The sequence below is a fragment of the Paenibacillus glycinis genome (assembly GCF_009909185.1).
Classification (GTDB): domain Bacteria; phylum Bacillota; class Bacilli; order Paenibacillales; family Paenibacillaceae; genus Paenibacillus_Z; species Paenibacillus_Z glycinis.
In genome coordinates, this window is sequence record NZ_JAAAMV010000007.1 from 14,649 (window position 1) to 39,468 (window position 24,820).

Sequence of the window (24,820 nt, forward strand, 5' to 3'; positions counted from 1 at the left end):
GAGCCGTCGAACCGGCTGCGTGGCACCTCTTTTTTCACCATGTTGCTATGATTCCAGCAATCCCCGGACTTGACGTCGGCGAATGCAGCCAGGAAGTTATAATTCAGTCCATCGCCGGACTTGGCGTCAAAAAACGCCGCCCGCCGTTCCTATACCCGCTCGAACAACCCTTGCTTCTGGTCCTCGATCGCCATCGCCCTGACCTCGAAATGCTTCTTCTTGCCCGTCGCCGTATACGGCAATTCGTCGATGAAGCGATAGAACCGCGGCCGCTTGTAGTTGGCCAGCATCAGATGCTCGCTGCAGTACTTGCCGAGCTCCTTGGCCGTCAGCGACGGATCCGACTTGATGATATAGGCCACGGCGGATTCCCCGCGCAGCTCGTCGGGCACGCCGACCACGACCGCTTCCTTGACTTTCGGGTGCTGATTGAGGATTTCCTCGACCTGAACGGGATGAATGTTCTCGCCCGAGGAGAGAATCATGTCGTTCTTGCGGCCGACGACCGTGACGTACTCGTTCTCGTCCCACGTGCCCATGTCGCCGATGTAGATCCAGCCCTTATAGAAGACCTTCCCGCTCTCTTCCGGTTTGTTGACGTAGGTATACGCGGTTTTGCCCGGCGACCGGACGATGATTTCGCCGACTTCATGGCCGTCGTGCGCGACGACATCATCCGGCTCGGCTTTGCGGTCGGGATAGATCTTCACCACGGCCACGTCGTCGTCCGTGCAGGAACGGCCCGCGGTTCCGGCCATCTCCGGCAGATCGAACGGCCGCAGGAACGTGTTCCAGAACGCTTCCGTCGTCCCGTACCCGTTGAAAATATTCGGCGTCAGCGTTTCTTGGTACCGGATGCAGTCCTCCTTCTCCAGCGGCGCCCCCATCGTTACGATGCCCTTCAGCCCGCTCAGGTCGGCCGGATGCTTCAGCTGCTGCTGGTACAGCATCTTGAGCATCGGCGGCGCGCCGATGACGAACGTCAGCCCGTATTTCTCGACGTACTCGAGCGTCGTTTTCGGATTGAAGTGACGCATGACGACGACCTCTCCGCCCACGAACAGGGTCGGGTTCGGGCCGCCGGAATGCAGGCCGCCGCGGTGGAACCACGGGCTCATGTTCATCGTCTTGTCCTGCGGCGTGAGCGGAAAATGCATGGCGACGTCATGCGCCGACAGCACGTCGTTCACGTTATTGAGCGGCACGCCCTTCGGCTGCCCCGTCGTTCCGGACGTATAGAGCCGCGTGTTTTCCTCGTAGATGTGCTTGGGCGCGATGACCGGGTTGTCCTCGGAGCGGCCGCGGACATAATCCGCATACGCCACATGCCCTTCCGGCGCTTCGTTCTGGCCGGTAAAGTCGACCATGATCACCCGCGCCGGGCGATGCTCGGCCATGGCGAGCGCCAACAGCGCCGTCTCCCGGAACTCGCTGTCGTAGACGAATGCCGCCGGCTTGCTGTCGTCGATTATGAAAGCCGTCTCGCCGGGCGAGAGGCGGAAATTGATCGGGCAATTGATGGCGCCGATCTTCTGCGGCGCGAGGAAGCTGAACACGAACTCCGCCGAATTCAGCAGCTGGTACATGACCGCGTCGCCGCGGCCGACGCCGTCCGCCAGCAGCGCGTGGGCGAAGCGGTTCGCCTCGCGGTTCAGCTCCGCGTACGTCCACGTTATGTTTCGCAGCGGACAGGTGAGCGCCGGCCGATTCGCGAACCGGTGGGTATTGCGCATAAATCCGTTCAGATACGTAAAGGAATACTCGAACGTTTCCTTGAACATCCCGACATCGTAGGTTAACGCTTCTTCCATGCGTTCCATGTGATCCACCCTTTCGATTGTACGTTTGCCCGTACGATTGATTGAATGCGCGATCGATCGCGTGCAAGATTGACCGCGAGACCGCTCGTCGCGAAATGGATCGCGATCGCTTATTGCCCTTCTTATTGCCCTTCGTACGCCCCGACGATCAGCGAGGCGTTCTGCCCGCCGAACCCGAAGGAATTGGACATTGCCCGCTTCACGCGAGCCTTCCGCGCCGCGTTCGGCACGACATCCAAATCGCAGTCCGGATCGGCGGTTTCGTAATTGAGCGTCGGCGGAAGCACGCCTTCGCGGATGGCCTGGATGCAGGCGATCAGCTCCGTCACGCCGCCGGCGCCCATCAGGTGGCCCGTCGCGCCCTTGATCGAGCTGACCGGCACGCCTCCTGCCCGCTCGCCGAACACGGCCTTGAGCGCGATCGTCTCGATCCGGTCCCCAAGCGGGGTGGACGTGCCGTGCGCGTTGACGTAATCGATGTCCGCGGGAGCCAGTCCCGCCCGCTCGAGCGCTAGCCACATGCAGTCGATCTCGCCGCGCCCGTTCGGCTCGGACGACGTGACATGGTAGGCATCCGTCGTGTTGGCATAGCCCAGCAGCTCCGCCTTGACGTCCGCGCCTCTTCGCAGCGCATGGTCCAGCGTCTCCAGCACGACGGCCCCGCCGCCTTCGCCCATGACGAAGCCGTCCCGGTTCAGGTCGAACGGCCGGCTCGCCCGGGCCGGGTCCTCGTTGCGGGTCGACAGCGCGCGCGACGCAGCCAAGCCCGCATCCATCAGCGCGCACAGGATCGACTCCGCCCCGACGGCCACCACCGTATCGGCTTGTCCCGACTTCAGCAGCATCGACGCCAATCCGACGGCATCCGCTCCGGAGGAACAGGCCGTGTTGAGCGTATAGCCCGGTCCTCTGAAATCATGCGCGATTCCGATATGCGCCGCCGCGATATTCCCGAGCATCTTGGTCACCAGATGCGGGCTTACCCGGTAGCTGCCGCTCGCGGTAACCTGCGCCTGCGCCTCCGTCGCCGTGGAAATGCCCGCAAGCGCGGTGCCGAGCACGATGCCGATCCGTTCGGGCTTTGCCTGGATGCGGCTCTCGGCCAGCGCCTCTTCGGCGGCGATCAGCGCGAATTGCATGAAAATATCGGTTTGCAGCGCCAGCTTGCGCGGCAAATAATCGTTCGGGTCGAACGGACTGACCTCTGCCGCGATCTTGACCGGAAGCAGCTCCGGATCGAACCGGCCGATCGCGCGAATCCCGCTCGCGCCTGCCTTCAGGTTGTTCCAATACGCGTCTACGCCGATGCCGACCGGAGTGACGGCGCCCATGCCGGTGACGACGATTCGTTCCTGGTTCATGTTAGGCTCACCGTCCCTTGTCCGTCAGGCGGGTCTCTTCGTCCGTGAGGGCCGACCAATTGGCGGTCAGCCGTCCCCACAGCCGCGGATGCCGTTTCTTCAAGTTGAACGGGTTCCCGTCGTTGTCCAGATACGCGTGCGTGGTGCTGCCCTCCGCCGCGAGCTGCCCGTCGAGCTTCATCACGCGGTAATGGAACGTCAGCCGCGCCCGCGAAAGCTCGGTCAAGGACGCGTGCACCGCGATCTTCTCCTCGGGCCGCAGCGTTTTCTTATATTTGCAGTCCGCCGTCAAGCAGACCATGGAGATGCCCTCGCGGTGAAAAGCGTCCATATATGGAAAACCGTGCGCAGCGAGCAGCTGCATGCGGGCATTCGTGAACCAGTCGAACGTTCGGGCGTAATAGGAAATTCCGGCTGCGTCGCAGTCCCCCCACGTCACCGTCATCTCCATCACGAAATCGGGACGAATGTCGTTCATCCCTTTCACTCCTTTCCTGGCAACAAGCAATTGATTACCAGCATTCCCATATAACGCGCATCCTAGCGCGCATAGAGCCATGCCGGCAGACGACAAAAAAGCGCAGTCTGCGCTTTATATGTCCGTATTTACCTATTTCGCAAGCATAGGTAGAAACTCCTGCTTGCATTTTGATTTTTTTAAAGTTACTTACTTTATTTACGATGCATTTTGAATTCCAGGAACAGCTCGTTATAATGCGCCAGCATCTTCTTGCCCAGATTACGGTAAACCTCCAGCTTCGACGTCAGCTCCGGATCGGGGTAGAACCGCTTGTCGCCCGAGATATCCGCCGGCAAATAATCCATGGCCTTCTCGTTCGGCGTGGAATACCCGACGTATTCGGCGTTTTGCGCGGCGTGCTTCGGATCCAGCATGAAATTGATGAACTCGTGCGCGCCATCGATATTGCGGGCCGTCTTCGGAATGACCATGTTGTCGAACCAGAGGTTGGAGCCCTCTTCCGGCACGACATAGTCGAGCTTGTCGTTGGCGTCCATGATCTCGGAAGCATCCCCCGACCAGACGACGCCGACCGCGGCTTCCTCGTTCGCGAGCAGCATCTTGATCTCGTCGCCGACGATCGCCTTCACGTTCGGCGTCAACTCGTTCAGCTTCGCTTTCGCCTGCTGCAGATGCGCTTCGTTCGTGTCGTTGAGCGAGTAATGCAGGCTGTTCAGCCCGAATCCGATGACCTCGCGCGCGCCGTCCACGAGCAGGATCTGGTTGCGCAGGCTCGGATCCCACAGGTCGTTCCAGCTCTTGAACGTCCGGCCGCCCAGCATGTCCGCGTTGTAGATGATGCCCACCGTCCCCCAGAAATAAGGGATGGAGTATTCGTTGTCCGGATCGAACGAGAGGTTCATGAACCTCGGGTTGACGTACTTGAGATTCGGCAGCTTCGATTTGTCGATCGGCAGCAGCAGCTTCTCTTCCTTCATCTTGCTGATGGCGTACTCGGACGGGACGCTGATGTCGAAGGTGGTGCCGCCCTGTTCGATTTTGGTCATCATGGCTTCGTTGGAATCGAAGGTTTGATAGATCACTTTGATGCCGGATTCCCGCTCGAATTCCGTCACCAAGTCGGGGTCGATATAATCGCCCCAATTGTAGATCGTCAGCGTGTTCGCCCCGGAGTAGCCCTCGGACGAGTTCAGCGCGGAAGCGCCGTACATCAGGGCAAACCCCAATATCAGCACGAGCACGAGCATGCGCAGCAACTGGTTCATTTGTTCGGCAGCCCCCATTCCGCGCCGCGGCTTCGGCCCGCGTTCGCGCGCTGCCCGCGGCGGCTGAGGAAATAGTAGCCGACGACCAGCAGCATCGTGAACAGGAAGATCAGCGTCGACAGCGCATTGATCGACAGCGATACGCCCTGTCTAGCGCGGGAATAGATTTCGACCGACAAGGTCGTGAATCCGTTCCCCGTCACGAAGAACGTCACCGCGAAATCGTCGAGCGAATACGTCAGCGCCATGAAGAAGCCAGCGAAGATGCCGGACTTGATGACGGGCAGCACGACCTTCGTCAGCACGTTCCATTCCGTCGCCCCGAGGTCGCGCGCGGCATCCAGCAGCGTCGGGCTCATCTCCTTCAGCCGCGGGAGCACCATGATGACGACGATCGGCACGCTGAACGCGATATGCGAGATGAGCACGGACGCAAAACCCAGCTTGATGCCGAGCATCGTGAAGAAGATCAGGAACGACGCGCCGATGATGACGTCCGGGCTGACGATCAGCACGTTGTTGAGCGACAGCAGCGCGTTCTGGCGCCGCAGCCTGCGCGTCCGGTGGATCGCGATGGCGCCGATGACGCCGAGAATCGTCGAGATGGCGGAGGAGAAGAGCGCGATCACGACCGTGTTCAGCACGATGATCAAGAGCCGCGTATCCGCGAACACTTCCCCGTACCAATGCCACGTAAAGCCCTCGAAGCCGTGCATCGTCTCCCCGCTGTTGAAGGAATAGTACGCCAGGTACAGAATCGGCGCGTACAAGACGACGAACACGAGCCACAGGTATAGATGCGATGCTTTGAATTTCCTATTCATGCTCCGTCACCTCCTTGTCCTGCCGCGCGAGCCGGTCAGCACCATGATGATGACCATCGCGATGATGAGGAACACCGCAATCGTCGCGCCCATGCCCCAATCCTGCGTCACGAGAAAATGCTGCTCGATCGCCGTGCCGAGCGTAATGATGCGGCTGCCGGCGATGAGCCGGGTGATCATGAAGAGCGACAGCGCCGGGATGAACACCGCCTGGCAGCCGGACTTCACGCCGTTCAGCGTGAGCGGGAAGACGACGCGCCGGAACGATGTCCATGTCGAGGCGCCGAGATCGCGCGAGGCGTCCAGCAGCGACGGGTTCAGCTCTTCGAGCGCATTGAAGATCGGCAGGATCATGAACGGGATGAAGATATAGACCGATACGAACACGAAGCTGAAATCCGTGAACAGGATCTGCTGCCGGCCGATGCCGATCGCCTGCAGGAGAGCATTCGCCGCGCCGTATGTGCCGAACAAGCCGATGAAGGCGTACGTCTTCAGCAGCAGGTTGATCCAGCTCGGCAGGATAATCAGCAGCAGCCACAGCTGCTTATGCTTCGTCTTGGTGAGCAGGTATGCCGCGGGATAACCGACGAGCAGCGAGAACGCCGTGATGAGGAAGGCGTACCAGAACGAGCTGAACGTCATCTTCATGTAGACGGGCGTGAAGAAATGGGCATAGTTCGAGAACGTGAAGGCCCCCTCCACGTCGAATAGCGAATCGTAAACGATCAAGACGATCGGCGCGAAGACGAACAGCAGCATCCAGAGCAGGTACGGCACGAGATAGAAGTTGCGCGAGCGGGACAGCGCGCGGCCCTGGCCCTGCGCCGGCGCTTCCGATACGGCTTGACTCATGTATACGCCTCCAGCCGTTTGTCGAATTCTTCCTCCGTCTCGTTATAGCGCATGACGTGGATCGCCTCGGAGTCGAACGTCAGGCCGATCGGCTCGCCGACTTCCGCCTTCCGGGTGGAATGAACGAGCCAGCGGTTGCCGGCCTCGTCCGCGCACTGAATCTCGTAGTGCACGCCGCGGAACAGCTGCGTCTCGACCCGTACCTCCAGCTTGCCTTCGCCGGGACGCGTGATCTCCAGATCCTCTGGACGGATGACGATGTCGACCGGCTCGTTCGGCTGCAGCCCCCGGTCGACGCAATCGAACGCCTTGCCGGCAAACTCCACGAGGAAGTCCTTGGTCATCCGGCCGGCCACGATGTTGGATTCCCCGATAAAATCGGCCACGAACCGGTTGATCGGCTCGTCGTAAATGTCGGTCGGCGTGCCGCTTTGCTGGATCCTGCCTTCGTTCAGGACGAAGATCTCGTCCGACATCGCGAGCGCTTCCTCCTGGTCGTGCGTGACGAAGATGAACGTGATGCCGAGACGGCGCTGCAGCTCGCGCAGCTCCACCTGCATCTCGGTGCGGAGCTTCAGGTCGAGCGCCGACAGCGGCTCGTCCAGCAGAATGATCTCGGGACGGTTGACGATCGCCCGCGCGATCGCGACGCGCTGCCGTTGGCCGCCGGACATTTCGCCGATCTCCCGGTTCTCGTAGCCGGCGAGGTTGACGAAACGCAGCGCTTCGAGGACTTTCTCCTTGATGTCCGCCTGCTTGAACTTCTTGATCCGCAGGCCGAAGGCGACGTTCTCGAACACGTTCAGATGCGGGAATAGGGCATAGTCTTGAAATACCGTATTGACCTGCCGTTTGTTGGCGGGCACGTGGTTGATGACCTTGCCGTTGAAATAAATCTCGCCCTTCGTCGGCTCCGCGAAGCCGGCGATCAGGCGCAGAATCGTCGTCTTGCCGCAGCCCGAAGGCCCGAGCAGCGTATAGAACTTGCCGCGCTCGATCTCGAAGCTGACGTTCTTCAGCACGGCTTCGTCGCCCTCGTACTGCTTGGTGACGCCGCGGAAAGAAATGATCGTTCCGAGGCTTGCCTGTCCCTCCATGAATAAGACCTCCTTGCAAAATGATGGTGCGCCGTTCCGCTGCGTCGTTCGTTAATGGATAGTATGCCCAATTGATAACCGCGCATCAAACCGCGCCTGACCGGATGCGCCGGGCGGCGCTCCGTTAGCTGCCGGGATGAACGATCTCGAACCTCGCGCCGCCGATGATTTCCTCGACGGCTTGTTCGAGCGCGAGCGCCGTCGTATCCAAGCGATGCCCGGCGTCGGCGCCATGATCGGCGAGCAGCTCGCGCAGCACGATGCCGCAGCGCTCGCCCATGCGAAGCTCGGGCGTCCGCTCGGCGTCACGCCGCCGCAATTCCTCTTCCGCGGCGGTAAGCAGAATGAATTTCAGCGTAACCCGCCGAAGCCATCCATCGCCGAGCTCCGCTTTGAACCGTTCGATATCTGCGCGGAATATCACGTAGTTGATCACGACGTCATGCCCGGCATCGGCAAAATGACGCGCAAGCGCCGCGATGTTCCGCCACATCAGGCCGACGTGGAACGGACTTTCCCACGGACTGCGGTTGCCGCTTACGACCAAATGGTAAATATCGTCGCCGTCGATCATGGCGCTTCTGCCCAGCCGTTCCGCGATCGCGCGCGACGTCGTCGATTTGCCCGCGCCCGGGGGACCGGATATCAGATATAGGATCGGTTTGCGCTCCAGCATGATTTTACCCCCTGGATCAAAGTAGCCCTTCCTGCCCGACTCGCTGCTTTTCGTTCCCGGAGCTCCTATGCTCCGTGCCGATCCTATGAACCCGCCAATACTTTGCCGTCCGGATCCACCGCGCGAACGACGAAGCTGCCGATCGCGTTCTCGTCCAGCCCTTCGATCGCGATGGCGTACTTCCCGCTCACGTCCAGTTCGACGTAGACGGATGCCTGCTGCTTGATTTCCGCGCTGTCCGCCGGATGGCCGAGCGTATCGTTGCTCACGATGACCGTCTTGACCGCCGGATCCGAGGTTTCCGCCGCGAATACGATGTCGCGCTTGCCGTCATGGCTGCTCGCGTCGGCCGAAAACCAGGCATAGCGGACAGCTTCGCGTCCCTCCAGCGCAGCCATTTCCACCGACGTGCCGGGCTTGTAGAGGAAACCCCATTTGCGGTGCAGAATTTGCGCTTTGCTGCGGCTGCCGTCGGAGAGAATGACGATCGAGTCGCTCCCGCGCGCCTGCTCGTACACCCGCGTCTGCCCGCTATAGGAAGCCGTTTGCGCCAAGGCGCGATGTTCGCCGAAATAGTAGCCCGACTGATTATAGACGAAATACGCCACCGCGACTACGATCAAAATCAGCGCCAATATCGTGTTTCTTCTTCTCATGTCCCGATCCTCCTCTCATACCGCAGCTGCACGAATTCGTCTCCGCGCGTGACGACGCGCCGCGTGCCGTCCGGCAGAAAACCGAGCCGTTCGTAGAATCCCCGGGCGGCCGCGTTTTTCTCCAGCACCCATAGGCTTGCCTCCGTGCAGCTTCGTTCCCGGAGCCGCTCCAGTCCCCAGTCCATCAGCCGCGTCCCCAATCCGCGCCCCCAATATTCGCGCAGCAAATACAAGGCGGTTATTTCGCCGTCCCCCTGCTGAGGCGATATCGGAAAACGCAAGCTTATGTACCCGACCGCTTTATGGTCGATCAGCAGGATTCCCGTATGTCCGGGTTCCCGAAGCCGCTCCCGGCATTCGGATTGGCGGCTCTCCGCGGTCACGCGATTCAAAAAATCATGCGGCAGCAGCTTTCGGTAGGCATCGTGGTAGCTTCTCGCCTGCAGCTCGCCGAGCTTCACCCAATCCCCCGGCACCGCCCACCGGATAACAGCGGCTTTCAACAATTCTCACGCAGCTCCTTTAGCTGGGAATGACTTTGCGTATGTAAAAATATTATACCAACCGTCCATCTATTTGAAAATGAGTGAATTGTTTTCATTCACATCCCGAAAGTGAAAGATAAAAACAACTTTCGTTTCGAAAATAATTATGCTACCATGGTTTCAAAACGATAACAAGGAGTGGAACCGTGACTTCCAAACCGCCGCAAACGTTCACGCTGCCCGTCGTATCGTTAGACGAGACGGACCGCAAAATCCTCACCTCGCTGCACGAGAACGCGCGCATCTCCTATACCGAGCTCGGCAAGCTGGTCGGCCTGTCCCGCGTCGCGGTTCAGACGCGCATCGCCGCGCTCATGGACGAAGGCGTCATCGAACGGTTCACGGCCGTGATCAACCCCGCCCGGATCGGCATCGAGGTCTCGGCGTTCTTCAACGTCGAGGTCGAGCCGCAGTTCCTCGAGGACGTGTCCGCCAAGCTCGCCGACGAACCCGAGGTGACCAGCCTCTATCATATGAGCGGGCCGAGCAAGCTGCATATGCACGGAATATTCGAGACCATTCAGGGCATGGAACGCTTCCTCGTCGAGAAGGTGTACGTCATGCCGGGCATCGTGAGCGTGGACAGCCAGCTGCTGCTGAAGCGGTATAAGAGTCGCATGGGCATGAAGTTGTAAGCTTGGTTTAGGCATGACCTGCGGTCACTTTTCGCCAAGCTTACTCGGGAAGAAGTAGGAAAGAGAAAAGATAGCACGAAAATCACGAGAAATGAACGGAAACAACACAAAGAAAGATAGACGAAGAGAGGACGAGGAATCCATGTGGAATGAATTATGGCGGTTGTTTCTTTCGTTTGGACGCGCGACGATGCTGGGGTACGGAGGCGGGCCTTCGATTATTCCGCTATACGAGAACGAGGTCGTGAACCGGATGTCGTGGATGACGACGGAGGATTTCGGCCATGCTTTGGCGTTCGGAAATTCGCTGCCGGGTCCGATCGCGACGAAGCTTGCCGCGTACATCGGCTTCAAGGTCGCCGGCTGGGCCGGCGCCGCCGTCGCGCTTGCGGCCGTCGTCCTGCCGACCGCGCTGCTCATGATCGTGCTCGTCGGCGTCATGTCCAAGCTGCAAAACAACGCGTACATCAAAGGCATGATCCGCGGCATCCAGCCCGTCATCTTCGTCATGATGGCGATGCTCGCCTATGATTTCGCCAAATACGCCATGAAGACCTCGCCGGGCTTCATCACGTTTATCCCGTTCCTGCTGGCGGCGGGTTACTTTGTCATGGTGTATTATTTGAATCTGAGCGCGGTTTACGGCATTATCGGGTCGCTGGTGATCGGCGCGCTGTTTCTGCGCGGATAGTGCATTGCTGCTCTGCACGGGTCTATTCGTTCGTTGCGTCGCTGAGAACTTCCCGTCAGCAAACGGAAACGCGATTCCCTTAAAGGCCGCCGAGCCGCTTAACATGCAGTTCGATCCACAGATTCACTTCGTCATACCCGGATACGCAGGCCGCGATACTACTGCCGCAGGACAATAACTCTTCAGCCTCCAGCGCCTTGCATGCTTCGTAATTCGCCAAGCCAACTGCCCAGTACGCAGGAATGGAACAAATAACGCCGTGCGGGTAAAAGACATCCAAGGTGCCCTCGACGTCGGCACCGATCGGCAATGCGCGCTTGGCGTTGTTCCAGGCCGCCCAGTGCGGGGCATTTGCTAGCTCCCAGAACGCTTCGAACGCTTGTTTCGTTATCTCCTCGCCCCGTTCAGCGATCACATCCTGATCGCTTAGAAAATAACCGAAGCGGGGATGCCTTCTATTAGAACCGACCCATTCCCCTTCTCGCGTATGCATCACTTGCCGGTAAGCCGTGCGATTGTGCGAATCTATTTCGAAGTACCAGGTTTCCATGTCGCTAACCTGTGATAGATAAAGCATACCTCTCCCCCTATTCATGCAATCTCTTGTTCATATTTCAATAGGATGTCCTCGTTCGGGCTTTCATAGGAAGCCCTTTCCTTCATTAAATATCTGATTGCGAGCTCGGTCTCTCCTATCGGAAGTTCGCTCCCCCTCGAATTCCCGCAGCACAACAAAAGGAACTGCCCGAATCGGCAGTTCCTTTTGTTTATTCCGCTATCCTTACGCTTCCGAACCAAGTTCCAAGATTCGGCTGATAATCACGGCCGCTTGGGCGCGGTTCGCGATGCCCTTCGGCGTGAACGCGTCCGCCGACGTGCCGGTGATGACGCCCGTTTGCGTCAGAAGCGCAATCGCTTCTTTCGCGTAGGAAGCCATGCTGCCTTGGTCTTTGAACTTGGACAATTGACCCGCTACATCCGTTACTTGGAGGTCCTTAATGGTACTCAGCAGGTTCGCTGCCATGATCGCCATTTCCTCCCGGGTAATCGGGCGGTTCGGATCGAATTTGCCGCCGCCTACGCCTTGGGCGATGCCCGCCTCGACGGCTGCCGCAACGGCCTCGTAGTACCAGGCGCCCGATTTTACGTCGCTGAAGGAAATCGTCGCGTTCTCCGCCTTCAGATCAAACGCGCGAACGAGCATGGTCAAGAATTCCGCTCTCGTCACTTGCTTCAGCGGAGCGAAGCTGCCCTTGTCGTCAATGCCTTTGACGATGCCTTTGGAAGCCAAGGACTCGATGGCATCCTTTGCCCAAGAGGCGACCGGTCCAAGATCCGTGAACGCAGGAGCGCCAAGAACAGGTCCTGTCGGATCGGTCGGGGTCGTAGGTTCGGTAGGATTCACGGGTTCCGTTGGGGTCGTTGGATCCGTCGTTCCGGTGCCACCGCCACCACCGCCGCCGCCCGTGCCGCCGCCATTACCAGGCTGCTCCGGATGCGAGCCGTCGCCATCGTCGACTGTGCCTTCTTTGGCCGGCTCCGCAGCAAAGATCGCGTTCGCGAGCAGGCGGAACTGGAATTGCGGATGATCGCGGTTCGTCAGTTCATTGGCGAACACCGTCACGTTCAGGGCATCCGTCTTGTACGTAAACGCAATGGTGCTGCCCTTCGCTCTATCATGGTTCGGCCACCAGCCGGCCAAGTAGAAGTCGTCGTCCGAGCTGGCCGTCGCGATGACGTCCGCGCCTTCCGGAACGGCGGTAATATAGGAACCGGATACCGTATACAAATATTCCGTGTCCTCGTAAGGAGCCGTAATCACGCTGTCTTGGTCCAATATCGTCTCGAACAGGCCTTCGTGCGCGTTGCCCGTCGTGGCGAAGTTGAAGCCCGTAAGCAGGTTCGAGCTCTTCAGGGAGTTCATTACGCTTCTGCCGAAGCCGATATACGGCGTGCCCGCGCTGATGTAGCTGTTGCTGTTGCTCGTATTCACGAGCACGTCGCCCTCGGCCGCGCTGCCCGTCACGTCGAAGCCAAGCGAGTTCAGCACGAATGCGGGAACGCCCGTCGCCGCTACCTTGATCGGCTTGAGCACCTTGCCTTCCTTGCTGCCGCTTTCCTCGAACGGAACCACGTCCAGCAAGTATTTGTCCATGACGGTTTTCAAGTTGGCGTAGGAGACCAGGAAATCGCCCTTCTCATAGCCCGTGCCGCCATTATCCAGCATCGTGACCGACTTGCCCGCCTTCACGAGCTCATTGACGGCTTGCAATGCCGCGTTATTCGTATCGCGGATGACGTAGTGTACGGTGTAGCCCGTAATTTGCGTCGTCGGAACGGTCAGCGAGGTCACCGGCGCCGTCTTGGCCGCGAACGCGCCCGCATCGCGGACGATATAGCGGTCGAAGCCTCTCATGTACGAGAAACTTTGGATAATGTCCGCGTACATCGCGCTGAAGTCGGATACGTCGATTCCGTCGTACAGCACCAGATTGGCGTATCCGCGTTTGGCCTGATGCATGTTGACGATATAGCTTCCGGCCGGATACACCGTTGTCCCGACGGTCACCGGAACCGTGGATTTCTCCACCTTGACGCTGTTTCGCAGCAGGTACTGCACCATGTTGTAGACTTCGAGCGCATTCTTTTGCAAGCCTGCGTCTACCGGCAGCACGTAGTATTCAGGGAAGAAGTTGTCTTCTCCGTCGCGAGGTCTGCCGATAACTTCATTGCTGGCATTGATCAAGTATTTATCGACCGAATAGCTGTCGACGTTCTCGATGCCGCGTTTGTACACTTCCAGTTGGTTCAGGAACAGCTCCTTCTTGTTGTCCATGACGTATTTGGTCGAAGCCATGGCCGTGAAGAACAGTGCGGATACCGAATCCTCGTTCAGCTCGGGAATTTCGACCGTGTGGCCGAGAGACCCTTGATGCATCGCGAATACCGCGGTGTAAGCCGGCGAAGCGTCATCCCAGCCCGTCGCGTTGGCGATCGGCTTGTAGTCCGGATCCGCCGCTTTTTTGCGGGCTTCTTCGTAAGGAATGTGATACACGTCGTATTTGGTATTGGCTACGCCCGCGCGGCCCATCGCGTTGGCCTGATCCACCATGTTATCGATGAGCAGGTCGTACTCGAAGTTCGGGTCATGCGGCGGCGTGCACGGCTCGATCAGGAACTGCTTCACGAAGCCGTGGAAGTCCAGGAACGACGTCGGCGACCATTTCGCGATTTCGCTGGCCACGATTTGCGTTTCCGGCTGCGTTTGGTACGAATTGTCGCGGTTCAGGTCGAAGCCGTTGGCGTTCGCGCGCGTATTCAGGTAACGGCCGTCCGGATTCTCCGTGTAGTCCAGCAGGAAAATCACGTTGTCCAGCGCTTGGTTGACGTCGATCGTGACCGTCTTCGGCTTGCCCGCTTCGTCCGTCGTGTCGTACGTGACGGTGTCTTGGCTGGACATCGCATCGAAGATATTGAGAATCGCGTCGATGCCCGGCGCTTCGTCCGGATGAATGTTGTTGATCCAGATCGGCACCTTGTAGTTGCTCAGCTTGCCGCTCTTGATCTTGGTTTGAAGTCCCGCGGGATCGTTCATCATCGCCGGAAGCGTCTCGTTCACGTATTGGTCGACGGAAGCCTTGTCCTTCGCGAGGATGGTGAAGTAGATATCGCGTCCTTGCGACGACTGGCCGAGCACGCGCGTCTCGATGTAACGGCCTTCTTTGGCCTTGGCCGTGATGGCGTCGATCGCCGGTTTGATCTCGTCGTACAAATGGAACGAATCGTACGGGTTCAGCTTGATCGGCGCCGCCGCGAAGACGTTGCCGGTCTTGCCGAGAACTTCCAGGTCATGCGTGCCGATCATTTCAGGATACCGGGTACGATACGTGCCGGAGAGGTCGGCCGTGCCGTAAATCAGATCGAACGTGATTTTGGCTTTGACCTTCGTGCCTTCGACGACCGGCGTGCCTTCCAGGTAAATGAACGGGTCGCCGGTATAGCCGGCCGGCGTGGATGTCGTGCTCCATTTCTTCCAATCCGACAGCGGCTTGCCGCCGTACGTGAACTGCAGGTCGGTTACGGCCGACGTGGTCGGAAGCTCGAACTCCACGTCGATCGTGCGTTTCTCCGTCATGGAGGCTTTGTCGTCGCTCAGCGTGATCGGCTGGACCTCGGGTTCCTTCAGCTCCAGCAGCAGCGCCGTGAGCAATTTGGTGAAGGAGGTCAGATGCTCTTCGATTCGGCCGGGATACGTCTCGATGATATGCGCGAGATTATCTTTGCCCGTGTGCCACACTTCGCCTTCCAGGACCGTCTGGGTGTATCCGTCCAAATCTCCGAGGGTCCAGTTCGTCGCTTCCAAGTAACCGTATGGAATTCCGGCTTTACGGAATGCGGCGTGGTCGCTCCAATCGCCGGTCGTGCCGGCCGGATATGCGGGATTCAAGCCCGGATTTGTCTTGATGTTCAAGTCCAGACGGTCGGCGATCGCGAGCCCTTGATCGCGCACGAAGCCTTCGAATCCGGCATTGCCGTAGATGTTCATGTCGTCGCCGACGGCCACGCTGTCCAGGTTGATCATGGCCACCGTGTTCTTCTTGGCAGCGGCATCCATTTGGGAGACGTAATACTGCGAGCCTCTCGTTCCGGCTTCTTCCGCTCCGAACGCGATGAATTTAATCGTGTACGGCGTCGACTTGCTCGCGACGGCCAGAGCGGATTCCATCATGACGGCCACGCCGGAAGCATTATCGTCGGCTCCCATGCTGCCGCCCGAGCTGACGGAATCGTAATGCGCGCCGATAATGAGCGTTTTGTCCGAGAGTCCCGGCTTGGTGGCGATAATGTTGTTCGTCGTGACCGTGTTGCCCGATCTCGTGTAGGAGAATTCCTGCTTCGTAGCGGACAAGCCCATCTTCTCGAACTCGCCCTTGATGTAGTCGCCGGCCGCTTTATCGGGGTCGCTGCCCGCGGTACGCGTACCGATCGTCGTCGACAGATACGTCAGGTATTGCGAAGCCGCGTAGCCTACTTCGCCTTCCTTTAAGTTAAGGACAGGCGCATCGAGCGCGGCAACCGACGATTCGCTTGCCGGATCGGCCGACGGCGCTTCCGTCGTCGGCGCTTCCGTCGTCGGCGCTTCCGTCGTCGGCGCTTCCGTCGTCGGCGTTTCCGTAGACGGCGTCTCGGACGTTGGCGCGTCGGACGTTGGCGTTTCCGTCGGCGTTTCCGTCGACGGCGTTTCGGCTGCCGGATCTGTCTCTACCGTTCCCGGCCCCCCGGTATTGGCGTCTTCCGCATAAGCTGCCGGTACGAAGGTCGAGACCGCCATCGTGAACACGAGCAGGAAAGAAAGCAAGCGTTGCGTGATCATTTTCTTGAACATGGTATTCCTCCTAATCTTGTCGAACGGATGAAAGATTCATATAAGGAAAACGCGCATAAAAAATTCAGTGCGAACATCCATGTAACTCCCGTGCCTCTAAGCATCCCTCCGTTTCCTGATCTCTCGTCGCCGGCTTGGCTGCATGGATTCGCCCGATAATCTCTCGCCCGCTTGATCGACAATATGTATACAAAATACATAACACAATATACGATATTATGTTAAGTATAATGACATCACGACTGAATACCTACTAGTTGATAATCAATACTTAATCCGACACTCACTTTAGCCCTCTAATGCGTTAGATAATATAACATTTTGAGAGTAAAGTCTATCAAATTCTAAAATTTAGTTAAATAATATAACGCGAATCTATCATGAGTTGCGAATCTCGCATTGTCCGCCGGCTTGCGCAAACGGGAACAAATCATCGCGGTTGCCCGCCTTGGAGTCGCTCCCGACAGATCGACCCTCGAGAGCAAGTTCCTCCGCCCGGACGGCCGGTCACAGAATCCGCTTGCCGAGCAGCGACGTCGCGAGCTCCACCGCCAGGGTGGCCGTGCGCCTGTCATAATCGAGCAGCGGATTAACTTCCACGATATCCATGGAGGTAACCCGTTTCGACTCCGAGAGCAGCTCCAGCGCGAAATGCGCCTCCCGGTAATTCAGCCCGCCCGGCACCGGCGTGCCGACGCCCGCCGCCTCCCGGGGATCGAGACAATCCAGATCGAAGCTCACATGAATGCCGTCCGTGCCGTTCCCGGCGATTTCCAGCGCCTTCTCGATGACGGCGGCGATCCCCAGCCGGTCGATCTCGTGCATGGAGAAGCAGGCGATGCCTTCCGAGCGGATAAGCTCGCGCTCGCCCGGGTCGAGCTCCCGGGCACCGATAATCACGATGTTTTCCTTCTTGATCAAGGAACCCGCTCCCGGAATGTCCGTCAGCTTGAAGTTTGACTTGCCGATCGCGATCGCGAGGGCCATCCCGTGCATATTGCCGGACGGAGTCGTCTCCTCCGTATTCAGGTCGCCGTGCGCATCGAACCATATAACGCCAAGATTCTCGTAATGGGCGGTCAGTCCAGCCAAGGAACCGATCGCCACGCTGTGGTCGCCGCCCAGAATTAGCGGAAAACTGTCGCGGGCTGCCGCCCGGTATACCTGCTCGCCGACCAGCCCGCTCATTTCCAGCACTTCGGGAAGGTATTTGATTCGGGCCGGCGCTCCGGTCAGCAACGGCTGCACGGGGCAATCCACCTCGATCTCGTCCTCCACCTCGATGTCCATGGCGCGCAGCTTGCGCATAAGCCCGGCTTTGACGATATACTCCGGACCGAGATCCGTTCCCGCCTTGCCGCCGCCAAGCCAGAAGGGAACGCGAATCAGCCTGACTTTCTTCTGCGTGCCGGCCGCGCCTTGCAATTGCGTACCCGCAGCGGTTACATTCCTATTCGTTTCCATCGCGTCAGCCTCTCTCCTCTCGATGATACGCCGGCGGTGTAGCCGGCTAAATGGCCGCGCCCGTGAGCACGCGCCGGATCCGCTCCAGCGCCCAGTCGATCTCCGCCCGTTCGATCGTAAGCGGCGGCGCAAACCGGATGGTCGTCTCGTGCGTTTCCTTGCACAGCAGTCCCAGCCGCATCAACGCTTCGCAATAGGGCCTCGCGGCCGTATGCAGCTCCACCCCGATAAACAACCCCCTGCCGCGGATCTCGCGCACCAGCGGACTGGCCATCTCGGCCAACCGATCGGCAAAATAGCCCCCGAGCAGCTCCGAGCGTTCCGCCAGCTCCTCCTCCTCCACGACTTCGATCGCCGCGATCGCCACCGCGCAGGCAAGCGGATTGCCGCCGAACGTCGAGCCGTGCGAACCCGGCTCGAAGACGCCAAGGATCTCGTCGCTCGCCGCGACGGCGGAGATCGGCATTACGCCTCCGCCAAGCGCCTTGCCCATGATATACATATCCGGCACGACCGATTCGCGGTCGCAAGCGAAGCGGCGCCCCGTCCGGCCGAATCCCGTCTGGATCTCGTCCGCCACGAACAGGACCCGATGCGCGTCGCACAGCGCTCTTGCCTGCCGCAGATAACCCTCCGGCGGGATGACGATCCCCGCTTCCCCTTGTACGGGCTCGACCAGGAACGCGGCCGTATTCGGCGTGATGGCGCGCTCCAATGCCGCGATGTCGCCGTACGGGATGACTTTGAAGCCCGGCGTGAACGGCCCGAAGTCCCGCTTGTAGCCCTCTTCCGAAGAGAAGGACGTGACCGTGATCGTCCGCCCGTGGAAATTGCCCGCGCATACGATGATCTCCGCTTGATCCCGCGGCACGCCCTTATGCCGGTATGCCCAGCGCCTCGCCGCCTTGATCGCCGTCTCTACCGCTTCCGCTCCCGTATTCATGGCCAGAATCCGCGGCATTCCCGTATACCGGGACAGCTTTTCGTAGAACAAGCCGGACGTTTCGTTGTGGAAAGCTCTGGAGGTTAACGTCACCTTCCCGGCCTGCTTCGCAAGCGCCCCGATGATCTTCGGATGGCGATGCCCTTGATTCAGCGCCGAATACGCGCTCAGCATGTCCATGTAACGGCGCCCTTCGGGATCCTCGACCCAGACGCCGGACGCGTTCGCGATCACGATGGGCAAGGGATGATAATTACGGGCACCGTACCGGTCCGCAAGCGCGATGGCGATCCCCGATTCGCCGACTTCCATCTGTATGCACTCCTTTATTTGTATACAATATACATGAGACGGTATAAAAAACCGATTCCCAGCCGTTAACCGGCAATCCTACCTAATAAACGCGTTAATTCACTAAAGCACTTTGGACAAAAACTCCTGCGTTCGCGCATGCCGCGGCTGAAGAAACACGTCCTTCGGAACGCCCTCTTCCACGATGACGCCTCCGTCCATGAACAAGAGCCGGTCGCCGACTTCCCTCGCGAAGCCCATCTCGTGCGTCACGATCGCCATCGTCATGCCGTTCATCGCCAGCTGCTTCATGACGTCCAGCACTTCCCCGACCATTTCCGGGTCCAGCGCGGAGGTCGGCTCGTCGAACAGCATGACGTCCGGCTGCATCGCCAGCGCCCTCGCGATGGCGATCCGCTGCTTCTGGCCGCCCGAGAGACTGCCGGGAAACGCGTCGCGCTTGTCCTCCAGCCCCACCTTGCGGAGCAGGTCGACCGCGATCGCCTCCGCCTCGTCCTTGGACAGCTTCTTGATTTTGCGCGGTCCGATCGTCAGATTGTCCAGCACGCTCATATGCGGAAACAGGTTAAAATGCTGGAACACCATCCCCATCTGCTGGCGCGTCGCGTTCAAATCGGCCTGCTTGCCCGTGATCATCCGCCCCTCGAAATAAACGCCCCCGGAGCTCGGCTCCTCCAGACGGTTGAGGCAGCGCAGGAACGTGCTCTTGCCGGATCCGCTCGGACCGATAATGACCACGACCTCGCCCTTCCGAATCTCGGCGTCGATCCCCTTCAGCACTTCATGCTTGCCGTACGACTTCCGCAGTTCGCTTACCCTGATCATCGACTGCCCAGCCTCCTTTCCAGCGCGCCCAACAGTTTCGAGACCGTGAACGTGAGGATAAAATAACCCGCCGCGGCCGCGATTAGCGGCTCCATCGGCTGATAGGTGATCCCTTGCACCGTGCGCGCGGAATACATCAATTCCGCGATCCCGATAACGGAAACGAGCGAAGAATCCTTAATGATGACGATAAATTCGTTGCCGATCGCCGGCAGCATGCTGCGGAAGGCTTGAGGCAGCACGATCAGGCGCATCGTCATGCCGCGCGTCATGCCGAGCGAGCGCGCGGCCTCCGTCTGGCCTTTGTCGATGGCTTCGATCCCCGCCCGAAAGACTTCGGCCATGTAAGCGGCGCTGTTGATGGTCAGCGCGACGACCGCCGACATGAACGGAGGCAGGTCGATGCCGAATTCCGTCAAGCCGAAGTGGATAATGAGAATCTGCACCATGAACGGCGTGCCGCGGATGACTTCTATATAAGCCATAGCCAGAAATTGAAGCAGCCGGACGCGCGAGATGCGCAGCAAGGCGAACCCGACGCCAAGCAGCGTCCCGAGAATGACGCCGAAGAACGACAGCTGCAGCGTATGCCAGGCGCCACGCAGATAAGTCGGCCAATACTCGCCCAAAAATGAATAATCGAAATGCATGTCCACCTACTCCGTCCGTTCGTTATTCCCCGACAAGCTCATTGGCTTCGACGACAAAACGGTCGATGTCGCCGCCGTCCTTCAGGCGTTTAATCGTGGCGTTGGCGCTGTCCACCAGCGCTTGGTTGCCTTTCTTGATCGCGATCGCGGCGCCCGCTTCGTCCTCGGACTGCACGATCTTCGCCTCCGATACCACGAGGTCGGTCTGCGTCTTGACGTACTGGTCGGCAACCGGCTTCTCCAGGATAATCGCGTCCGAGCGGCCGCTCGTCAATTCCAGGATCAGCTCCGGAATTTTAGCCAGCGACGTCAGCTTGGCGCCTTCGATCTCTTGCGCGATGCCTTCTTGGATCGAACCCTTCTGCACGCCGACTTTCTTGCCCTTCAAGTCGTCGAGCGTCTTGTATTGCGCGGTTTGATCCTTCTTCACCAGCACGGCCTGCTCCGCCAAATAATAGAGGTCGGAGAAGTCCACGTTCTTCTTGCGCTCCTCCGTCGGCGTCATGCCGGAGATAACCATGTCCACTTTGCCCGTATCCAGCGCAAGCAGCAAGCCGTCGAAATCCATGTCCGTTATTTTGAGTTCGGCGTTCATGTCTTTGGCGATTTCCTTGGCGATCTCGATATCGAAGCCGACGATCGCGTCTTTGCCGTCGATGCTTTTATGAAACTCATAAGGCGCGTAGTCGGCGCTCGTTCCCAGCACGAGCGTCTTCTGCCCGGCCGGTTCGGAAGCTCCCGCATCGGCAGTTGCATTGGCGTTCGCGGCCCCGGCATTCCCGGAATCGCCTTCGTTCTTCTTCTCCCCGCAGGCGGTCAGAACCACCATTAGCCCAATCATCACCAGCAGCATCTTCTTCACGTTCTCATCTCTCCTCTTCTTTTTGGCCTTCGCTTACCCGATTCCCCCGTCAGGCTTTCGTTAAATCTGTATACAAAATACAATATTCACCTGTCGATGTAATGGATTATAACACCAGTTCTCGGACTCTACAAGATTTTTCCTCTTCCATTCGTCGCCAAATGAGAGATTCGCCTTTTTCGCGTGACAAAACCTAACACATACTGGAATAACATTGCTTGAACACGAAGTATAGCAATGATAAAATAGATTATTATATATACATAACCGAAGTAATACGAGAGATTTATCCCGGTTGAAAGGAGAAGCTTTCATGCAGATGCCAAAGTATCAATCGCTCAAAGACCACGTTTATAACTACATCGCGGAAAGAATTCAAGACGGCACCCTCCTTCCCAACCATAAAATCAACGAAGCCGAAATTTGCAAGAAACTGGACATCAGCCGCACGCCGACCCGAGAAGCGCTATTCCAGCTTACCTCCGACAACCTGCTTGAATATTTGCCGCGGCGCGGATTTACCGTGAAAGCTTTCGATGCAAAGAAGAAGATCGATTTCTCGCGGATCATCGGCACATTGGATGCGCTGGCTGCCACGCTGGCGGTGGATCATCTCGAGGAAAGCGATCTTGCGGAGATGGAAAGACTCGTCAATAAAATGGATCACGACATAGAACGCTTGAATTTCACCGAGTATCACGCCGATCAGTACGAATTCCATGAACTTTATATCCGCAAATCGGACAATCCGCTGCTGATCGACATGATGCACTCGCTCAAAATCAGTTTCGTCCGGCAGTCCTACTCCAGCGAAGATAAACAGAAGCTCGCAGCCGTCTTGAACGAGGTCAACTCCGAGCATCGCAAAATCGTCGAGCTGATCCGTCTCAAGGATAAGCCCCAGCTGGAATGCACGCTGAAATACCATTGGCGGATCATCGACACGGATATGCTGTAGCCCGTGATTCGGCCGTAACGATAAACGCTTACAAAAAAACGACCCGCGCGGGTCGTTTTTTTATTCATTCGACATAACCGGGCTGCACTGCTGCGCTTATTGCCGCCGCCCTCCCTTCCAAAAAGGCACTCTCCCTGGAACGTCGGCTCTCGCAGGCTCATAAACTATCAAGAGGCGACATTTCATAGCGAAGGAGCCGTGATGGCATGCAAGCAAGAAGCGCAAGCAACTTGAAAGTCATCGATGTCTCGCATCATCAAGGCATCGTCAACTGGGACAAGGTGCGGACGGACGGCGTGGTCGGGGTGTTCATGAAAGCCACGGAAGGCGGCGGTTTCAAAGATTCGACGCTGCCGTCCAATGCGGTCAATGCGGCCGCGGCGGGATTAAAGGTCGGTTTCTATCATTACGCGCATCCGGAATCGAACGATGCCGCGGCGGAGGCCGCGCATTTCGTCTCCGTGATCGCCGGCTATAAAGCGGACTTCCCCCATGTCCTCGACGTCGAGGGCGATGCCGCGCAAGTACCCGATGACGAACTGACGGACTGGTGCGCGCAGTGGCTGCGGGAAGTCGAACGATTGACGGGCCATGACGCCATGGTGTACACCGGCGCCAGCTTCGCGAAGACTTACCTGGGCAAGGAGCTCGGCCAATGGCCGCTCTGGATCGCCCACTATGGCACGAACCGACCGATGGACAACGATACGTGGGACGAGTGGGCGGTCTTCCAATACACGTCGACGGGTTCCGTGAACGGCATTGCCGGGAACGTCGACCTGAATGCCATGGAAGAATCGTTCTTCGACCGTTATGCCGGCGTCGTCGCCGTGCAGCCGATCAGCGAACAAGATACGGTCAAGGTCGTCGTCAACGACAAGCTAGCCGCCTACGGACGCAACCGCAACGGCACGGTCTACGCGCCGCTCAGGCAGCTCGGCGAATCGCTCGGCGCCACCGTCACGTGGAACGCGGCAACCCGCATGCCGTACGTCAACGGTTTCCCCGTCACCCAGTTCACGCTGCTCGACGGATCGGCATACGTCAGCGTCCGCGCCGTCGGCCGCTTCCTCGGCGGCAAAGTATCTTGGGATGGCAGGACGAATAAGGTATATATCTACTATTAATCTGGTAAGTCGGTGATTTTTGTTTGCTTTATACAAAAGAAAGAGCAAAAAACCTTGCCCGAAATCCCGGCAAGGTTTTTTGCCATGCAAGGCATGGTTATCGCGTACCCGGTCAACCTTCCGGCGCCGCGGCCTCGAGCGCAAGGCGGATGTGCGCTTGAATGCTGTCCGCGAAATCCGCTTTATGAAGCTCCGTCAAGCTCGGACGCAGCAGCTCGACAAGCTCGCCGATCGTCTCCAGCGCGGCGCGCACGTCGCGTTCTTCGGGCCGGGCAATCGGCTCCGGCCGGCGGGCGGGCTCCCGCCGGCCGCCTCCCGCCTCGCCGTCCCGTTCCAGCGTCTCGCGGAGCAGCCGCAATTGCTCGGACGCGGCATCGAATCGATGCTGCCGGCCGATGCAAACCAGATGGCCGGTACCGTCCCCGCTCCAGCTTTGATACACGTCGAACAATGCCGCGGGGCGCCCCGCGGCGCGGAGGTTCAGCTCCACCTTCATGCCGGAATGGCTCGGCGCGACGAGCGAGGCCGCTTTGTCCCGCGAACCGGCGTCGAGCAACTCCCGCCAGTCGGGTACAGGCGGAAAGATCGCCGACGCGGCTGCGGATACGGCCCGGATGCGGTAATCGGCCGCAATCTCGAAATACGGCACCGGCATATCGTCCGCCGCCATCATGACTTCCCCGCGCTCCTTCGCCGCGGCATGTCCGTTTGACGGGCGCGCAGCCATTCGCCGACGTCCAGCAAGCTCGTTGCGAGCACCAAGCGCTCCGATGATTGCCGGAGGGCGGCGTACGCACCCGCCTGCCGTCCGCCGATCATGATCGTCGGGCCGTGAAACAGCTCCGCGAGCGATTCTTCGTACGTTCGCGCGGCCGGCAGATTAGCGGCCATCGAGACGGATAGGCCGATCACGTCCGGCCGCCAATTCATCCCGCTCGCAACCGCGAGTTCGAGCGGCAGGCCTACGCCGTAGCTCCGGGTGTCCCAGCCGTGCTCCCGGAACAGCGCGCCGACGATCTTCAAGCCCAGGTCGTGCGTCTCCCCTTCCACGCACAGGAACATCGCCTTCAAACCGTTGGCCGGCGCCTGATTCACCGCCATCCCGTAGCGGGTAATCAAAATATCGCATAGACCCGAAGCCAGGTGCTCGTCCGCTACGGAAATCAGATTCTGCTCCCACAAAGAACCGATGTATCGCATGGCGGACGTCAACACCTGCTCGTAGATGAACAGGCTGTTCGCGCCGGCGTCCATGAACCGCAGCAGCTTTTCCCAACATGACTCTATCGAACCGCTAATCAATTGTTCCGCAAACCACTCGATTTCCATTTGCATGCCGAACACCTCTTAGCTTTGTCGAATTCGTAAACGCTTGTAGACCATTGTA

23 protein-coding genes are annotated in these 24,820 nt (G+C 58.9%); 4 read left to right on the forward strand and 19 right to left on the reverse strand.

Features of this window, described 5'->3' with window-relative positions; genetic code table 11:
* Positions 1-149: 149 nt before the first annotated feature.
* The 10 genes from GT019_RS11310 to GT019_RS11355 form a co-directional block, all read right to left on the reverse strand.
* A complete protein-coding gene (locus GT019_RS11310) occupies positions 150-1,820 on the reverse strand; it encodes a class I adenylate-forming enzyme family protein (protein ID WP_235947742.1) in 1,671 nt (556 codons plus the stop codon).
* A gap of 122 nt (positions 1,821-1,942) precedes the next feature.
* Positions 1,943-3,181: a beta-ketoacyl-ACP synthase II gene (fabF, locus tag GT019_RS11315; protein ID WP_161743262.1), complete on the reverse strand. Its 1,239-nt coding sequence runs from the start codon at positions 3,179-3,181 to the stop codon at positions 1,943-1,945.
* Between the two features lie 7 nt (positions 3,182-3,188).
* Positions 3,189-3,659: an acyl-CoA thioesterase gene (locus GT019_RS11320; protein ID WP_161743263.1), complete on the reverse strand. Its 471-nt coding sequence runs from the start codon at positions 3,657-3,659 to the stop codon at positions 3,189-3,191.
* Between the two features lie 194 nt (positions 3,660-3,853).
* Positions 3,854-4,927: an ABC transporter substrate-binding protein gene (locus GT019_RS11325; protein WP_161743264.1), complete on the reverse strand. Its 1,074-nt coding sequence runs from the start codon at positions 4,925-4,927 to the stop codon at positions 3,854-3,856.
* On the reverse strand, positions 4,924-5,751 hold the full coding sequence (locus tag GT019_RS11330; RefSeq protein ID WP_161743265.1) for an ABC transporter permease: 828 nt from the start codon (positions 5,749-5,751) through the stop codon (positions 4,924-4,926). The genes GT019_RS11325 and GT019_RS11330 overlap by 4 nt, the downstream gene beginning before the upstream one ends.
* A 6-nt stretch (positions 5,752-5,757) precedes the next feature.
* Positions 5,758-6,606, reverse strand: coding sequence for an ABC transporter permease (locus GT019_RS11335; RefSeq protein WP_161743266.1), 849 nt, complete (start codon positions 6,604-6,606; stop codon positions 5,758-5,760).
* Positions 6,603-7,703, reverse strand: coding sequence for an ABC transporter ATP-binding protein (locus GT019_RS11340; RefSeq protein WP_161743267.1), 1,101 nt, complete (start codon positions 7,701-7,703; stop codon positions 6,603-6,605). Before GT019_RS11340 ends, GT019_RS11335 begins: the two co-directional genes overlap by 4 nt.
* A 124-nt stretch (positions 7,704-7,827) precedes the next feature.
* Positions 7,828-8,379 carry an AAA family ATPase gene (locus GT019_RS11345; RefSeq protein ID WP_161743268.1) on the reverse strand — a complete coding sequence of 184 codons (552 nt, stop codon included), beginning with the start codon at positions 8,377-8,379 and terminating at the stop codon, positions 7,828-7,830.
* Between the two features lie 83 nt (positions 8,380-8,462).
* Positions 8,463-9,035, reverse strand: coding sequence for a hypothetical protein (locus GT019_RS11350; protein ID WP_161743269.1), 573 nt, complete (start codon positions 9,033-9,035; stop codon positions 8,463-8,465).
* Complete coding sequence (locus GT019_RS11355; protein ID WP_161743270.1) at positions 9,032-9,541, reverse strand: GNAT family N-acetyltransferase; 510 nt, start codon at positions 9,539-9,541, stop codon at positions 9,032-9,034. Before GT019_RS11355 ends, GT019_RS11350 begins: the two co-directional genes overlap by 4 nt.
* A gap of 185 nt (positions 9,542-9,726) precedes the next feature.
* On the opposite strand from GT019_RS11355, the gene GT019_RS11360 reads away from it, so the two are divergent.
* Together GT019_RS11360 and GT019_RS11365 are read left to right on the forward strand one after the other, a co-directional pair.
* On the forward strand, positions 9,727-10,215 hold the full coding sequence (locus tag GT019_RS11360; protein WP_161743271.1) for an Lrp/AsnC family transcriptional regulator: 489 nt from the start codon (positions 9,727-9,729) through the stop codon (positions 10,213-10,215).
* A 142-nt stretch (positions 10,216-10,357) separates the two neighbouring features.
* Positions 10,358-10,906, forward strand: coding sequence for a chromate transporter (locus tag GT019_RS11365; RefSeq protein ID WP_161743272.1), 549 nt, complete (start codon positions 10,358-10,360; stop codon positions 10,904-10,906).
* 79 nt (positions 10,907-10,985) lie between these two features.
* Here GT019_RS11365 and GT019_RS11370 read toward each other — a convergent pair whose 3' ends face one another.
* From GT019_RS11370 to GT019_RS11400, 7 genes are all read right to left on the reverse strand, one after another.
* Entirely contained in the window at positions 10,986-11,483 is a 498-nt protein-coding gene (locus GT019_RS11370; RefSeq protein ID WP_161743273.1) for a hypothetical protein, read from the reverse strand.
* Positions 11,484-11,687: 204 nt separating this feature from the next.
* The gene (locus GT019_RS11375) at positions 11,688-16,292 is read right to left on the reverse strand and encodes a M20/M25/M40 family metallo-hydrolase (protein WP_161743274.1); all 4,605 of its coding nucleotides are present in this window, start codon (positions 16,290-16,292) and stop codon (positions 11,688-11,690) included.
* A gap of 507 nt (positions 16,293-16,799) precedes the next feature.
* Positions 16,800-17,756, reverse strand: coding sequence for an arginase (gene rocF, locus GT019_RS11380; RefSeq protein ID WP_161743275.1), 957 nt, complete (start codon positions 17,754-17,756; stop codon positions 16,800-16,802).
* Positions 17,757-17,802: 46 nt separating this feature from the next.
* The gene (locus GT019_RS11385; protein WP_161743276.1) at positions 17,803-19,011 is read right to left on the reverse strand and encodes an ornithine--oxo-acid transaminase; all 1,209 of its coding nucleotides are present in this window, start codon (positions 19,009-19,011) and stop codon (positions 17,803-17,805) included.
* A 102-nt stretch (positions 19,012-19,113) separates the two neighbouring features.
* Positions 19,114-19,836 (reverse strand): amino acid ABC transporter ATP-binding protein, encoded by a 723-nt coding sequence (locus GT019_RS11390; RefSeq protein ID WP_161743277.1) that lies wholly within the window; start codon positions 19,834-19,836, stop codon positions 19,114-19,116.
* Entirely contained in the window at positions 19,833-20,486 is a 654-nt protein-coding gene (locus GT019_RS11395) for an amino acid ABC transporter permease (RefSeq protein ID WP_161743278.1), read from the reverse strand. Before GT019_RS11395 ends, GT019_RS11390 begins: the two co-directional genes overlap by 4 nt.
* A gap of 22 nt (positions 20,487-20,508) precedes the next feature.
* Positions 20,509-21,339: a transporter substrate-binding domain-containing protein gene (locus GT019_RS11400; protein WP_201755359.1), complete on the reverse strand. Its 831-nt coding sequence runs from the start codon at positions 21,337-21,339 to the stop codon at positions 20,509-20,511.
* A 322-nt stretch (positions 21,340-21,661) separates the two neighbouring features.
* Here GT019_RS11400 and GT019_RS11405 point away from each other — a divergent pair, with 322 nt between their 5' ends.
* A complete protein-coding gene (locus GT019_RS11405) occupies positions 21,662-22,306 on the forward strand; it encodes a GntR family transcriptional regulator (RefSeq protein WP_161743280.1) in 645 nt (214 codons plus the stop codon).
* 206 nt (positions 22,307-22,512) lie between these two features.
* On the forward strand, positions 22,513-23,433 hold the full coding sequence (locus tag GT019_RS11410) for a GH25 family lysozyme (protein WP_161743281.1): 921 nt from the start codon (positions 22,513-22,515) through the stop codon (positions 23,431-23,433).
* 112 nt (positions 23,434-23,545) lie between these two features.
* Here the strand turns inward: GT019_RS11410 and GT019_RS11415 are convergent, their stop codons facing one another.
* Complete coding sequence (locus GT019_RS11415; protein WP_161743282.1) at positions 23,546-24,106, reverse strand: hypothetical protein; 561 nt, start codon at positions 24,104-24,106, stop codon at positions 23,546-23,548.
* The gene (locus tag GT019_RS11420) at positions 24,103-24,768 is read right to left on the reverse strand and encodes a cobalamin B12-binding domain-containing protein (RefSeq protein ID WP_161743283.1); all 666 of its coding nucleotides are present in this window, start codon (positions 24,766-24,768) and stop codon (positions 24,103-24,105) included. The genes GT019_RS11415 and GT019_RS11420 overlap by 4 nt, the downstream gene beginning before the upstream one ends.
* Positions 24,769-24,820: the final 52 nt, after the last annotated feature.

Coding starts and splice junctions, on each gene's coding strand:
- GT019_RS11330 (WP_161743265.1), bottom strand. CDS start 5,751: ATGAATAGGAAATTCAAAGCATCGCATCTATACCTGTGGCTCGTGTTC.
- GT019_RS11375 (WP_161743274.1), bottom strand. CDS start 16,292: ATGTTCAAGAAAATGATCACGCAACGCTTGCTTTCTTTCCTGCTCGTG.
- rocF (WP_161743275.1), bottom strand. CDS start 17,756: ATGGAAACGAATAGGAATGTAACCGCTGCGGGTACGCAATTGCAAGGC.
- GT019_RS11385 (WP_161743276.1), bottom strand. CDS start 19,011: ATGGAAGTCGGCGAATCGGGGATCGCCATCGCGCTTGCGGACCGGTAC.
- GT019_RS11400 (WP_201755359.1), bottom strand. CDS start 21,339: ATGCTGCTGGTGATGATTGGGCTAATGGTGGTTCTGACCGCCTGCGGG.
- GT019_RS11335 (WP_161743266.1), bottom strand. CDS start 6,606: ATGAGTCAAGCCGTATCGGAAGCGCCGGCGCAGGGCCAGGGCCGCGCG.
- GT019_RS11325 (WP_161743264.1), bottom strand. CDS start 4,927: ATGAACCAGTTGCTGCGCATGCTCGTGCTCGTGCTGATATTGGGGTTT.
- GT019_RS11420 (WP_161743283.1), bottom strand. CDS start 24,768: ATGCAAATGGAAATCGAGTGGTTTGCGGAACAATTGATTAGCGGTTCG.
- GT019_RS11340 (WP_161743267.1), bottom strand. CDS start 7,703: ATGGAGGGACAGGCAAGCCTCGGAACGATCATTTCTTTCCGCGGCGTC.
- GT019_RS11365 (WP_161743272.1), top strand. CDS start 10,358: ATGTGGAATGAATTATGGCGGTTGTTTCTTTCGTTTGGACGCGCGACG.
- fabF (WP_161743262.1), bottom strand. CDS start 3,181: ATGAACCAGGAACGAATCGTCGTCACCGGCATGGGCGCCGTCACTCCG.
- GT019_RS11415 (WP_161743282.1), bottom strand. CDS start 24,106: ATGATGGCGGCGGACGATATGCCGGTGCCGTATTTCGAGATTGCGGCC.
- GT019_RS11390 (WP_161743277.1), bottom strand. CDS start 19,836: ATGATCAGGGTAAGCGAACTGCGGAAGTCGTACGGCAAGCATGAAGTG.
- GT019_RS11370 (WP_161743273.1), bottom strand. CDS start 11,483: ATGCTTTATCTATCACAGGTTAGCGACATGGAAACCTGGTACTTCGAA.
- GT019_RS11345 (WP_161743268.1), bottom strand. CDS start 8,379: ATGCTGGAGCGCAAACCGATCCTATATCTGATATCCGGTCCCCCGGGC.
- GT019_RS11320 (WP_161743263.1), bottom strand. CDS start 3,659: ATGAACGACATTCGTCCCGATTTCGTGATGGAGATGACGGTGACGTGG.
- GT019_RS11405 (WP_161743280.1), top strand. CDS start 21,662: ATGCAGATGCCAAAGTATCAATCGCTCAAAGACCACGTTTATAACTAC.
- GT019_RS11410 (WP_161743281.1), top strand. CDS start 22,513: ATGCAAGCAAGAAGCGCAAGCAACTTGAAAGTCATCGATGTCTCGCAT.
- GT019_RS11310 (WP_235947742.1), bottom strand. CDS start 1,820: ATGGAACGCATGGAAGAAGCGTTAACCTACGATGTCGGGATGTTCAAG.
- GT019_RS11395 (WP_161743278.1), bottom strand. CDS start 20,486: ATGCATTTCGATTATTCATTTTTGGGCGAGTATTGGCCGACTTATCTG.
- GT019_RS11350 (WP_161743269.1), bottom strand. CDS start 9,035: ATGAGAAGAAGAAACACGATATTGGCGCTGATTTTGATCGTAGTCGCG.